The sequence below is a fragment of the Sphingomonas arabinosi genome (genome assembly GCF_036663715.1).
Classification (GTDB): Bacteria; Pseudomonadota; Alphaproteobacteria; order Sphingomonadales; family Sphingomonadaceae; genus Sphingomonas.
Window position 1 is genome coordinate 344,047 of the sequence record NZ_JAXOJN010000002.1, and the last position, 12,851, is coordinate 356,897.

Below are 12,851 nucleotides of genomic sequence, written 5' to 3' on the forward strand. Positions count from 1 at the left end.
CAAACGTCAGATCGAGCCGGTCCGGATCAGGCGCTGGACATCGTCCGCAACCTGATTGTTGGCGCCGAGCCGCTCGATCAGCTGCGCGGGACGACTGCCGCGCAAGCCGGCGGTCGTGAGCTGCTTGTCGCGAACATAGGTGTAGATTCCGCTGACCGCGAACGCCTGGACATGCGCGATGTTTGCCTTCTGACCGGCCTGCGTCGCGGCAAAGGTTTCGGCCACGAAGAACGCGCGGCGTGCCAGTGGGCTCTCGAAAGCGAGTTCGACCACCGCGATCAGGGCACGCTCGGCGGGTACGAGATGATCGACGTTCGGCGCGGGCGGTGCGGGCTCGGCATTGTCGTAGCGGTCCGGCAGGTGCAGCCGCAGTTTCAGGACCGCCGGGTCCGCGGCAAGCGTCGCGGAAAAGCTAGTCATGAACGTACCGAACGCCTCTGCGTCGTCACCCGCCGCGCCGAAATGAACGTGGATACGGTCGAAGCCGTCGTCCCCATTCGGGATCGGATCCGCGATCCGGTCGACCAGCGTGTGTGATCCGCTCGGCAGCGCATAGGCGACGGTGGCAGCGAACATGTTCTGTTCGTCGGCGAACAGGATGTGGCTCGCGGCGTTGAAGACGTCCTGATCCGACTTCGAGGCAAAGCCGATCTCGACCCCGCCATCGAGTTCATAGTCCGCGAACGGCGCGATCCCGTCGATCACCGGCCAGAGATGCGCGTCCTGTTCCCGGTCCAGGTGGTTCTGGACGTACCAGCCGAGCCCGGGGATGCGCGAACAGAGCGGACCATGGACGTCGCGCCAATAGGTCGCGAAGACCGCGTGTGGCACGCGCGGACGGCGCAGCACCGTCGTGTAGCTGTTGATGACAATGCTGGCATCGCGCTCCGCATAGTCGGTCGTGGTCGAGACTTTGGGCATGGCTGGGTTCCTGATGACGAAAAGGTCGAACGCGTGAAGGCGTGCTGCCGGGTCAATGCGGGACGAGGTATTCCCGCACCAAAACCGATCGTTACGCGATGCTCGGAGTCTTCAACCGGTTTACTACCGGCGTAACGAGCACCGCGAGGATCGCGATCGCGGCGGCGACATAACCGACCGCGCCGAGCCCGAGATGCTGGATCACCGAGCCGCCGATGATCGCGCCAAGACCAATGCCGGCGTTCGCCATCGACACGTTGAGCGTGCCGGCGAGTGCCTGCGCGTGGCTCGCCGACTGCATCACGCGGACCTGGCAGATCGGGTAGAGCGCGGTGTTGGCGATGCCCCAGACGGCTAGCGCCACGACGAGCCAGGCGTGCGAGCCCGCGACCAAAGTCGTCGCCGCCATGCCGACCGCCAGCACCAGCGCCGTGATCGCCGTTACCAGTAGCGGTCCGCGACCGACGAACTGTCCGCCCAGCCAGTTGCCTGCGAGACCGAAGATGCCAAAGCCCATCAGCCACCAGCCCACCTGCCCCGCCGGGATATGCCCGATCTGCTCCAGTGTGTCGGCGAGATAGGTATAGGCGGTGAACATCGCGGTGAAGACGATGACCGACAGCACGACGTTGCCGAGGAAATACGGATCCTTCAGGATGCGTGCCTGTTCGGCCAACTTGACGCGCGCGGGGCGTGCCAGCGTGGGCATCACGACGAGCAACAGCACCGCCATCAGCAGCGACAGCCCCGACAGTCCCCAGAACGTCCCGCGCCAGCCGAACGCCGTCGAGGCGAGCGTGCCGAGTGGAATGCCGAGCACCATCGCGCCGGAAATGCCGAGATAGACGTTGGCGACGGCCTTGCCCGCCTTCTCGGGACCGGCAAGTTCACCCGCGGTTTCGCTCGCCGTGCCCCAGAACACCGGGAGCGCGAGAGCCGGGAGGAAGCGTGCGAGACCCAGCACCCAGATATCGGGCGCCGCCGCGGCGAGTGCGTTCGCGCCCGCGAAGATCACGAGGATTACGACGAACAGCCGCTTGCGCTCAAAGTGCGACAGCATCGCGGTGAGGAACGGTCCTGCGAGCATCACGGTGAAAGCAAACAGCGTCACGAGCTGCCCGGCGACGGTGATAGAGATCCCGAGGTCGCGCGACAGGCTCGGGAGCAGGCCGACGATGATGAACTCGGTCGTGACGATCACGAAGGCTGAGATAGCCAGCAGCAGCACGGCCAGGCCATGCCCTGCGGACTTGGCGCTGGGTGGCGCGGCACTAAGAGGACGAACGGGGGACGACATTGGCAAACTCCTGTAGCTGCCGTCTCTACGCGCGACGAAAAGCGACGTCCTGCGGCATGTTTTCCCGTATGGCGGGACAATAATTCCAGAATGGACTCGCATGATCCCCTCCGAACGCCTCAAGGGCATCGAAGCTTTTGTCTGTACCGCCGACGCCGGAAGCTTCACCGCGGCCGGTGTACGGCTGAACCTGACCAACTCCGCGGTCAGCAAGAGCGTCGCGCGGCTGGAGGCTCGGCTCGGTAGCCGGTTGTTCGAACGTACCACCCGCCGGCTGACGCTGACCGACGTCGGCGCTGCCTTCTACGAGACGTGCGTCCGAGTGCTCGAAGACCTGGCCGACGCCGAAGCGGTGCTGGCGGCGCACCGGTCGGAGATCGTCGGGCGGCTGAAGGTCGACGTGCCGATCGCGTTCGGACGGATGCAGGCGATGCCGCTGCTGCTCGCCTTTGCCGAACGCCACCCCAATGTACGCCCGAGCATCACCTTCACCGATCGCAAGATCGACCTCGTCGAGGACGGCATCGACGTCGCAATCCGGATCGGCGCGTCGGAGCCATGGCCGGACAATCTCGGCCACCGCTACCTCGGCAGGGAGCGCGTCATAATCTGCGCCGCCCCCGCTTACCTGGAACGGCGTGGGATACCGGCATCGGCGGACGATCTCGCGCAGTTCGACTGCATTCTCTACGGGCGCGGTGACGGCAGCACGATCAAGTGGCGCTTTCCCGACGGGGCCAGCGGTATCGAAGAGCGCGCCATGGATGGCCGCATCGTCCTCGGCAGCGCGGAGGCCCAGGTCGGTGCGGTCAAGGCCGGATTCGGTATTGCGCAACTCGCGACTTGGCTGATCGAAGATGAGCTCGCGCGTGGCGACCTGATCGAGGTCCTTCCCGAACTGGCGACGGCAGGGTTGCCGCTGCATCTGGTCTGGCCTCGACGGCGACAGCTGAGCCCAAAGGTCGATGCGCTTCTCGACGCGCTGACCAACGGACTGCGGATTGCATGACGGAGACGCGGCGGACGGTACACCGTCCACCACGTCTCCGGTTTTCAGCCATGCGCGCGAACGGCCGCTTTCTGTGCGCGAGCCTGCTTGGCATAGTGGTGATGGGCGGCGACGCAACCAATGGCGGCGCCGGCGACCGCGTGTCCTTTACCCACGAAATGCCCACCGACCCCGCCGGCGGCCGCGCCCCGGATGCAACCCTTGGCCAATACGGGGGAGGCCGTCACCGCGAGGAACGGGAGAGCGACGAGGGGAATAAAGCGCATGTCGGCATCCTTGAAAGCGGTAGAGGAACACCTGAAATACAATCCGGGCGGCGCCCATGTTCCGTGAGAAATTCGTCATGAACGAAGGTGCGGGGCGGCTCAGGAACCGTGGCAACCGCATACCGTAAGATATTGAGTCTGCACCGATACCATAAGAACCGGCAAGTTCGCCGATGCCAGCGACGCGCGCTTACGTTGTATCCCAATCCGCAAAAGTCGAAAGCCATCAACCATGATTGCCCTGTATCTCGCGGCGTTGTCGATCACGCCCAACGTCACCTCGAAACCGATCGGTCCCGACGCGGCGCAATGCATGGCGGGCAGTACCCATCCGGCCATGCTGGTCGTGGTCGAAGGGTTCAAGGCACGGACCGGAACCGTGCGTGTCCGTACCTTCGGGGGCTCACCATCGACCTATTTCGACAAGAAAACGACGCTGTTGCGCACCGAAATTCCGACCCCGCGCGAAGGTCGGGTCGCGATCTGCATGCCGGTCGATCGGCCGGGCATCTATGCTGTCGACGTCCGCCACGATCTCAACGGGAACAACAAGACAGATCGAAGCGATGGCGGCGGGGCATCAGGCAACCCGCACGTGACGCTGTTTGACATGCTGTTCTCCCGCAAGCCGGATCCGAAGACCGTCCAGGTCCGTGTCGGCGCCGGCACCACCGTCGTTCCCGTCACCCTGACCTATCTCCAGGGCGGTTCGCTCAAGCCGATCGGTTAAGCGGTCGGCCGTTACGTCGGCGGCCCGTTACGTCGATGGCCCGCTATGTCGCCGGCAACGCCTTGAGCGTATCCGTCACGCGCCGCCGAAGGTCCGGATCCCGTGTAATTTCGAGCATGGCGCTTAGGCTTCCGCGCGCGGCGATTACGTCGCCGTCGACGAGTTCCAGCCGCGCTCGCTCCCACCAGGCATGCCCATAGTCGGGCGCCATCAACGTCATTCGCGTATAGAGTTCGAGCGCGCGCCTGCCCTGCCCATTATGCTCCGCGCGCGTCGCCTGGTTCAGCAACAGCCGGACGAGGATGGCGCGGTTCGGCATTGCTGCGATGTGACTGACGGCGGCGGCGGGCCCCGAGGTGGATGCCAGCAGGAGCGCGGCCAGCGCTTCGCGGTCTACCCGCCTCCCTTCGCGGAAAGGATCGACGATGACCGGCGCAGCTTCCGCGCCGACCATGACCAGCACATGCCCGGGGACGTCGAGTGCGTCCGCCTCCCAGCCGATCCGACGCGCCGCGCCGACATAGAGGATGGACAGGCTCACCGGCAGCCCCCGGCGGCGATCGACGACACGGATCAAGTCGGCGTTTGCGGGATCGTCATACGTGTCCCGGTCGCCGACAAAGCCGAATTCCTCATGAAGGACTTGCGACAATGCATCGGCACGATCGCTCGCGCCGCTCGCGTTCCGGCCGACTGCATCGAGACGGGTAGCCACTTCGTCGAGGAGCGTCCGGTAGGGAGTTGGATCGACGTCCGGGTGATCGAGCAGCGCCAGCGACAGCGCCGCCTCGTCCAGGATGATGTCGCCCTCGTCGAGAAGGCCGAGACGGATCAGGTTTTCGTTCATGGAACGGAGATGGGAGCGCCAGACGACGCTGCAATGCAGTCGCTCCGATTTCGACCAAGGCCCGTTGCCGGGAACCGCAAGCGCCGACCGCAGCTATTGACAGCCTTGCGCGTTGAAGGGGATCAATGTGGAGAAGACGGATGAAGCTGTATTATTCCCCCGGCGCGTGCAGCCTTGCAGATCACATCGCGCTGCATGAGGCGGGTCTTTCGTTCGAACACGAGAAGGTCGACCTCAAGTCCAAGCGCACCGAGAGCGGCATCGACTACACGACGATCAACCCGAAGGGATACGTCCCTGCCCTGACGCTGGATTCTGGTGAAACGGTGACGGAGAACATCGCGATCCTCGACTGGATCGCGCATCAGGATACGGCGCTGAAGCCGAACGGTACGATGGGGCATACGCATCTGCTGGTGGCGCTCGCCTTCATCTCGACCGAAATCCACAAGAGTTTCAAACCGTTCTTCGCCGGTGGCAGCGCGGAGGATAAAGCAAAAGCAGCCGAGGTGATCGTGAAACGGTTTGGATACCTCGCCGATACCATCGAGGGCGATTATCTGTTCGGCGACAAGGTCAGCGTCGCGGACTGCTACCTGTTCGTGATGCTGCTGTGGGCGGACAAGAACCAGATCGAAGTACCTGCGAAGCTTTCAGACTTTGCGCAACGAATGAAAGCGCGTCCCGCCGTCCGGAAGGCCATGGAGCATGAGAAACTGATCTGATCCTGCCGGCGTTTCACAGACCCGTTCGCGTATAGCCGCCGGTTTCGTGCGACGCCGCCGATCGCCTTCCGATTAGAACCGAGCCATGCCTCCTACGCGAGATCGACGATGAAAACCGTGATGCTGCCAAGTGGCGAGACGGTACCCGCCCTGGGACAGGGAACCTGGATGATGGGCGAACGCGCCGACCAGCGCGACGCGGAGATCGCCGCGCTGCGGGCTGGCGTCGAATGCGGGATGACACTGATCGACACCGCGGAGATGTACGGCGACGGCGCATCCGAAACGCTGGTAGCCGAGGCGCTATCCGACGTTCGCGACCGGATCTTCCTGGTAAGCAAGGCTTACCCGCAGAACGCATCGCGCAAACGCCTTCATCTTGCGTGCGAGGCCAGCCTGAAGCGGCTGAACACCGACCGGCTGGATCTGTATCTCCTGCACTGGCGTGGATCGGTTCCGCTTGCGGAGACGGTCGAGGCGATGGAAGCATTGAAAGCGGACGGCAAGATACGCCATTGGGGTGTAAGCAACCTCGATACCGACGACATGGACGAGTTGGTCGCAGCCGGTGGATCCGCCTGCGCCACCGACCAAATCCTGTTCAACCTCTCACGGCGCGGCCCCGAACACGACCTTCTCCCGTGGCTTCGGCGCGCGGAGATGCCTGCGATGGCGTATAGTCCGGTCGAACAAGGTAGACTGGTTTCCGACCCGACGCTGGTACGGATCGCCGCCAAGATCGGTGCGACTGCGGCACAGCTTGCCCTTGCCTGGGCCCTGAACCGTGAAGGCGTGATCGTCATCCCCAAGGCCGGCACCGTCGCTCATGTTCACGAGAACCGGCGTGCTGCCGACATCGCTCTATCGACCGAGGACCTCGCCACGCTCGATACGGCGTTTCCACGACCGAAACCGGGTCCGTTGGAAATGCTTTGAGCGCCGTGTTTGCCAGCGTCGGCTCCACGTGTGACGCGAAATTGGTCCTCGGAACAATCTCGACGGATACATCGACATCCCAAAACTGCTGTTTGGCCCGTCGAAGGATTATCCTTGAACCTTACCGGTCACGCCGTTGTCTTTGCCCGAGAAAATGCGACCGACGACGGCCATTAATCTACTTTTTTTCGTTTCTTTTATATCCCCGCCGTCCATGGACAGTCGTATGAGTGGCTTAATTTCCCGCCTCAGGCAGCTCCGGCATTCCGATCAGGCGATCGCGGCTTCGGTTCGCGCTACCCTGCTCGAGTCGCTCTATGCGTCTCCGCAATCGCTGGTGATCGGTGCGATCACCAGCAGCGGCATCATGGCGATCGTCGCTTTCGTCAGTGGCAACCGGTCGATGATCGCCTGCGCCTCGGCGATAGCGCTGGTTGCGGGATTTCGGGTGGTCGACGCTCTCAGGCGCCGGCGGGACGTTCCGAAAATCGAACGCGCCAAAGGTCGCTGGGCGAAGCGGCAGGAGCTCCTCTATCGCGCCGGCGCACTGGGGTATTCCGCGCTGCTCGGTACGTTCGGGCTGCTCACACTCGTACACAGCAACGACGGTGTCCTGCAACTGCTCGCGGTAACGACGACGATCGGATACGCGGCCGGCATCGCCGGGCGCAACGCCGGCCGCCCGTGGATCGCCTTGTCGCAGCTGTGTTTTGCTTCCCTACCGCTGACGGTCGGGCTAGTCGTATCGCTCCAGCCCCTCAAGATCGTGCTCGCGACCGTGATCGTGCTGTTCGTCGTTGCGATGATGGATATCACGTTGCAGACCTATGGCGTCATCCTGAAGGCAACGCTCGTCTCGCGCGAAAAGGCGGCGCTGGCCGAGCATCACGCCGCAGTCGCCCGTCGAGACGACCTGACGGGCGTGGCCAACCGCACTGCGTTTCGGGAGCAGTTCGAGGCCCGCTTGCAGGCGATCGACAACGGTCACCAGCAACTGGCCGTATACTGGATCGATCTGGACCGGTTCAAAGAGATCAACGATTCATACGGGCATCTGGCCGGCAACGCTCTGCTCGCGGGGGTGGCGCAGCGACTGGACGAGGCCTTCGGTGCGGCCGGTATCGTCGCGCGTCTGGGTGGCGACGAGTTCGCGGTGATTTGCGAACTCGTCGGACACCCCGACGCTGACGCTGACGCTGCGGCCACCGGCGAGCGGATCATCCATCTGGTTGAGCAACCCGTGCATCACGATGGGCGAACACTCCATGTCGGGGCGTCGCTCGGTATCGCGATCGCTCCTACCGACGGCACCGACGCGGACACGCTGTTGAAGAATGCGGACCTCGCCTTGTACCGAGCCAAGGACAGCGGCCGCGGCCAGATGCGGTTCTACGAACCGTTGATGGACGAGAAGATCGAGCGCACGCGTGATCTTGGCGCCGAAATGCAAAGTGCGCTGGAACGCGGCGAGTTCCACCTGGTCTTCCAACCGATCTTCGATCTGACGGGCGAGCAGGTGCTGTCGTGCGAAACATTGCTGCGCTGGACCAATCGCCGTTACGGCGCGATCTCGCCGGCCGAGTTCATTCCGATCGCCGAAGACAATGGACTGATCGTGGCGATCGGCGGCTGGGTTATCCGCGAGGCGTGCCGCATCGCCAGCGGGTGGCCGACCGACGTGACGATCGCGGTGAACCTATCCCCGATCCAGTTGCGGTCGGCGAACCTGCCGACGACGATCATGGGCGCGCTGGCCGCGAGCGGCTTTGCCGCGGACCGCCTCGAGCTCGAGGTGACCGAGTCCGTCCTGCTCGAAGACATCGAAGCATCGCTCGCGGCCTTGAACGCGATCAACCGTCTCAAGGTACGGACGACGCTGGACGATTTTGGGACGGGGTATTCGTCGCTGAGCTACCTGACCAAATTCCCCTTCCAGACGTTGAAGATCGATCGATCCTTCATCGCCGATTTCGAGCAGAGCCCCGCATCGGTGGCGATCGTCCAGACCGTGATCGAGCTGGCGGCGAAGCTGGGAATGCGGACGGTGGCCGAAGGGGTCGAGACGCAGGCGCAACTCGACCAGCTGCGGCGCATCCGCTGCGACGCGGTACAGGGGTTTCTGCTGGCGCATCCCATGCCGGCAAACATGGTGTCGACCATGCTTGCCGGCGCGGGGGTCAAAGCAATGCGGCGTTCCTGAACAGAACCTAGGCGGCCTTGTCCATCAACCGCGTCTGTGCCCCGACGAGACGACGCATCAGCTTCAGGTCGGCGTCGCTCAGTCGAAGAGCGGCATCCGCCCAGAGATCGACGACCGCTTCGAGTTCGCTCAGCGGCAGCGGATTCACCGAGCGCGATGCCTCATAGATCGCGCAGTGCCCGCTGTGCCGCCGCCGGTTCTGGCGGATATAGCGTTCGACTTCGGCACGGCCCTCCCCGGGATCGGCGAGGGCGTGGACGATACCCAGATCGTAGAGTTCTTCGGCGCTATAGGATCGCCCGCTGAGTATCATCTGCTCGGCGCGTGCCGCTCCGAGCCGACGCGACAGGAAGCAGTGCGCGCCCATCCCGGGAAACAGGCCGAAATTGGTTTCCGGGAGCCCGAAATGCGTTCCGCGTTCGGCGATCACGACGTTGAACGACAGCAACGCCTCGAACCCGCCGCCCAGGGCATCGCCTTCGACCAGACCGATCGTGATGATTGGTTGGTCGAGGCTCAGCATGTTGCGGTGAAGAATATGGACGCACGCACGTCCGTATCGGACAAGGGCATCGCGGTCCTGGTTGCGGATATGTGCCGCGAACAGATCCAGGTCGCCACCGAGCGAGAAAACGCCCGGAAAGCGCGACCCGAGCACCAGATACCGGACCGGCATCGCGCCCGACGATCGTGCCGCGACGATGTCGGTCTGCCACTGCGCAAATTCGCCGAGCAATTTGGGATTGAAGCTCGGTCGTGTCCGTTGCCGCATGTACGTCCACAACGTCTCCAACCCGGGATCGAACTGCGTTTCGAGGTCGACGAAATCGAAGGGGTGCCGTGGGGGAGTTTTGTCGATGGTGTGGATCGAGACCGCATCAGGCCGACGATCGCTGTCAGGAGAGAATTCCAAAGTCATTGCGACGTCCTTTTCAGGCAGCGGATTGCTGCGGGAAAAGTTTACGTCCGTTTTGCCGCGTAAGGCGCAGATTCTGGGTACTATATGTCGCTCTGGCATCGGTATGAATACGTGCCTGCGACGGTGTCGCTATCTCTCCTGGTTTTGGCGCGGCCGACATTCCTGGCCGTGGCGTGGTACAATCGTAGAACCGCCACCACGACGACCAGCACTACCGACACCGGCAAGACAATATAGAAAAGCGGGCAAAGCCAGGCAGATCGAACCTTTGCGACTGCGCCGACAAGCCGACCGTCAGCACTGAAATCGTAGACCGCGACGCGTTTGGCACGCTGCACGACCGCTACGGGAATCGGCGGTTCGGCAGCACTGTCATACTGTGAGATCGCCAGTGCCGACATGATCGTCTCCCCTCGCTAGAACCGCTTCGATACTCCTGTTTGGCGACTCCTTCGTGACGTCGCCGAGATGCCGCTGGACCGACGATCGCTGGTCGAGCCGGGGCAGTTTGACTGGGGTGGAACACGGATGGTTTGTGCGGTTGGGCTTGCATTACCATGCTTCCGTAGCGCTTGCTTGCCGTATTCGGACAGCTGCGGTATCCCGCTGGATAATACCATTATGATACCGGAGACGAGCATGACCCGACATATTGGCAAGTTCGGCGTAGCGCCCTCGCTGATGGTTGCCGCCAGTTTGGTGGGTCTGGCATCGGGATCGGCCTCGGCTGGTCCGGTCACGATGCCTGCGGTGTTCCCGGCACCGACCTCGATCGAACTCGGGACCGGGATGATCGCGCTGGGGCGTTCGGTATCGCTGATCGCAGCACCGGGCGTCGATCCCGACACGATCGCGCTGGTCCGCAGCATCCTGACGGCGTCGGGCGTGGAGACGATCACGACCGCACGGCGCCTGCCTTCGGTCATCGACGGGACGTATGTCGTGCTCGGAACCGGGACCGCGCCGATCGTTCGCGATGCGCTCGCCCGCAGTCGCGCGGCGGCCGACAGTCATGCAGAAGGCTACACGATCGCGAGCCTGGCCTCGGCATCGGGCGGTGTCGTCACTTTGGCCGGTAACGACGCGGACGGCCTGTTCCATGCCGTACAGACGTTTCGCCAGCTTGCCCGGCGGTCGGCGATCCCAGCCATGGTGATCCAGGATCATCCGGCGATGCCGATCCGGGGCACGATCGAGGGGTTCTACGGCGCGCCGTGGTCGATGGCGGACCGCACCAAGCACCTCGACTTCCTCGCCACGGTGAAGGCGAACACCTATGTCTACAGTCCGAAGGACGATCCGTATGCGCGCGATCGGTGGCGGGAGGCTTACCCGGCCGCAACGCTGAAGGCGCTGGGGACGCTCGCGACCGCCGCGCGGCGGAACCATGTCGACTTCGTCTATGCCGTATCGCCAGGTCCGTCGGTATGCTTCTCCGATCCGGCGGACGTGCAGGCGCTGGAGCGCAAGTTCGACGCGATGCGATCGATCGGCGTCGGCAGCTTCTACGTCGCGCTGGACGACATCGAATATACCAAGTGGAACTGCGAGAAGGACAAGGCGGCGTTCGGTCCGTCCGGCGCCGAGGCAGCGGGCGTCGCGCAGTCGCAATTGCTGAACGCGGTGCAGGAGAATCTAGCAGCCAAGGACCCTGCGGCACGCGCGCTGATCATGGTGCCGACCGAATATTACGACGCGAAGGAAACGCCGTACAAGGCGGCGTTGCGCAAGCATCTCGACCCGCGGATCGTCGTGCAGTGGACCGGTACCGATGTCGTACCGCCGGCGATCTCGATCCCCGACGCAAAGGCGGCGACCAAGGCGTTCGGCCGCAAGACGCTGTTGTGGGACAATTATCCGGTCAACGATTATGCGCAGACGACGGGTCGGCTACTGATGGCACCCTATGCGCGGCGCGAAGCTGGGCTGTCGGGCGAGCTGACCGGCATCCTCTCGAACCCGATGAACCAAGAAGCGCCGAGCCGCCCGGCGGTGACCGGCGTCGCCGCGTTCGGCTGGAACGACAAGGCGTACGACGCGGAGCGGACGTGGCATTTTTCCGCACGAGAACTGGCAGGTGGCGACGAGCGGGCAACCGCCGCGTTGCTGACGTTCTTCGACACGCAGCACATGGCGCCGACGTTCGGCAGCCAGCCGTGGCAGGAGCAGGCACCCCGATTGAAGGCGGTCTTGGACGGCGTGCGCGAGGCGATTGCCGGCGGCGACGAGGCGGCACGACATCGGGCTATCGCCGACCTGACCAAACACGCGGACGAGATCGCAAACGCGCCCGACATCATCCGGTCCGGGACGATCGAGCCGGGCTTCGCTGCGCAGTCGCGACCGTGGCTGGACGCGATGCAGCTTTGGGGGCGTGCACTCCAGTTGACGGCTGCCGGGCTCGACGCCGCCGACCACGGCAGCAGCGCGGCGGGACGATATTTCGCGGACGCGAAGCGGCTGGCGGCCGAAGCGGCGGCGATCCAGAGCATTCCTGGCGCCACCCGGTTCGACGGGCCGATGAAGATCGCCGATGGGGTGCTCGACCGGTTCGTCGCGGATGCGCCGACGCTGATCGCGTTCGATCGTCCCGCGGGAGCACCTCCCATCGCGGCGCGGTAACTGTCCGGTCCGGCAGCGGACGGCGCGACCTTCTCGGGTTTCAATCGTTCCTGCCGGATGGATGCAGACGACCGTTCCACTGCCGAAGCCCGGTGGTTGACTCTGACCCGCGACACCTTGCCGGGGATGGCCCGCACCCGCCGCTGGCCGGTCGAGGAGGACCATTGCTTCCAGCGCATCTTCCTCGACAATGCGTGCGACGGCGTGTGGTATGACCGCATAGCGGGCCGCCCCGCCTACGCGCATGCCGAACGCGCGGTACTGGACCGCGCTATCGACCTGGCCGAGGCAGCGATTGCAGGTGAGGTAGAGCTGAGCGTGCTGAACCAGCGCTCGCTGGCTTGGCGGAGGAAACGGAAGTCGGAAAGCAGAACATAGA

13 protein-coding genes are annotated in these 12,851 nt (G+C 64.0%); 7 read left to right on the plus strand and 6 right to left on the minus strand.

Going from position 1 to position 12,851, the window contains the following annotated elements; translation table 11 throughout:
• Positions 1-6: 6 nt before the first annotated feature.
• Together U1708_RS04460 and U1708_RS04465 are read right to left on the minus strand one after the other, a co-directional pair.
• Positions 7-921, minus strand: a complete 915-nt coding sequence (locus tag U1708_RS04460) for an EthD domain-containing protein (protein ID WP_332743152.1) — start codon at positions 919-921, stop codon at positions 7-9.
• A 91-nt stretch (positions 922-1,012) separates the two neighbouring features.
• Positions 1,013-2,218, minus strand: a complete 1,206-nt coding sequence (locus U1708_RS04465) for an MFS transporter (protein WP_332743154.1) — start codon at positions 2,216-2,218, stop codon at positions 1,013-1,015.
• Between the two features lie 100 nt (positions 2,219-2,318).
• Between U1708_RS04465 and U1708_RS04470 the strand changes: the two genes are divergently transcribed.
• Positions 2,319-3,227 (plus strand): LysR family transcriptional regulator, encoded by a 909-nt coding sequence (locus tag U1708_RS04470; RefSeq protein ID WP_332743156.1) that lies wholly within the window; start codon positions 2,319-2,321, stop codon positions 3,225-3,227.
• Positions 3,228-3,271: 44 nt separating this feature from the next.
• On the opposite strand, the gene U1708_RS04475 is transcribed toward U1708_RS04470, so the two are convergent.
• Positions 3,272-3,493 (minus strand): hypothetical protein, encoded by a 222-nt coding sequence (locus U1708_RS04475; protein WP_332743159.1) that lies wholly within the window; start codon positions 3,491-3,493, stop codon positions 3,272-3,274.
• Between the two features lie 232 nt (positions 3,494-3,725).
• On the opposite strand from U1708_RS04475, the gene U1708_RS04480 reads away from it, so the two are divergent.
• Entirely contained in the window at positions 3,726-4,223 is a 498-nt protein-coding gene (locus tag U1708_RS04480) for a DUF2141 domain-containing protein (protein ID WP_332743161.1), read from the plus strand.
• A 43-nt stretch (positions 4,224-4,266) separates the two neighbouring features.
• Here the strand turns inward: U1708_RS04480 and U1708_RS04485 are convergent, their stop codons facing one another.
• Positions 4,267-5,070: a SirB1 family protein gene (locus U1708_RS04485; protein ID WP_332743163.1), complete on the minus strand. Its 804-nt coding sequence runs from the start codon at positions 5,068-5,070 to the stop codon at positions 4,267-4,269.
• A 140-nt stretch (positions 5,071-5,210) separates the two neighbouring features.
• Between U1708_RS04485 and U1708_RS04490 the strand changes: the two genes are divergently transcribed.
• The 3 genes from U1708_RS04490 to U1708_RS04500 all read left to right on the plus strand — a co-directional run bounded on the left by U1708_RS04490 (position 5,211) and on the right by U1708_RS04500 (position 8,931).
• Positions 5,211-5,795 (plus strand): glutathione S-transferase family protein, encoded by a 585-nt coding sequence (locus U1708_RS04490; RefSeq protein WP_332743165.1) that lies wholly within the window; start codon positions 5,211-5,213, stop codon positions 5,793-5,795.
• A gap of 108 nt (positions 5,796-5,903) precedes the next feature.
• Positions 5,904-6,731: an aldo/keto reductase gene (locus U1708_RS04495; RefSeq protein WP_332743167.1), complete on the plus strand. Its 828-nt coding sequence runs from the start codon at positions 5,904-5,906 to the stop codon at positions 6,729-6,731.
• A 226-nt stretch (positions 6,732-6,957) separates the two neighbouring features.
• On the plus strand, positions 6,958-8,931 hold the full coding sequence (locus U1708_RS04500) for a putative bifunctional diguanylate cyclase/phosphodiesterase (RefSeq protein ID WP_332743169.1): 1,974 nt from the start codon (positions 6,958-6,960) through the stop codon (positions 8,929-8,931).
• Between the two features lie 7 nt (positions 8,932-8,938).
• Here U1708_RS04500 and U1708_RS04505 read toward each other — a convergent pair whose 3' ends face one another.
• Complete coding sequence (locus U1708_RS04505) at positions 8,939-9,850, minus strand: crotonase/enoyl-CoA hydratase family protein (RefSeq protein WP_332743171.1); 912 nt, start codon at positions 9,848-9,850, stop codon at positions 8,939-8,941.
• An 80-nt stretch (positions 9,851-9,930) separates the two neighbouring features.
• Entirely contained in the window at positions 9,931-10,251 is a 321-nt protein-coding gene (locus U1708_RS04510) for a hypothetical protein (protein WP_332743173.1), read from the minus strand.
• A 238-nt stretch (positions 10,252-10,489) separates the two neighbouring features.
• Here U1708_RS04510 and U1708_RS04515 point away from each other — a divergent pair, with 238 nt between their 5' ends.
• Positions 10,490-12,472 carry a glycoside hydrolase family 84 protein gene (locus U1708_RS04515; protein ID WP_332743175.1) on the plus strand — a complete coding sequence of 661 codons (1,983 nt, stop codon included), beginning with the start codon at positions 10,490-10,492 and terminating at the stop codon, positions 12,470-12,472.
• Between the two features lie 96 nt (positions 12,473-12,568).
• Positions 12,569-12,850 (plus strand): GCN5-related N-acetyltransferase, encoded by a 282-nt coding sequence (locus tag U1708_RS04520; protein WP_332743177.1) that lies wholly within the window; start codon positions 12,569-12,571, stop codon positions 12,848-12,850.
• Position 12,851: the final 1 nt, after the last annotated feature.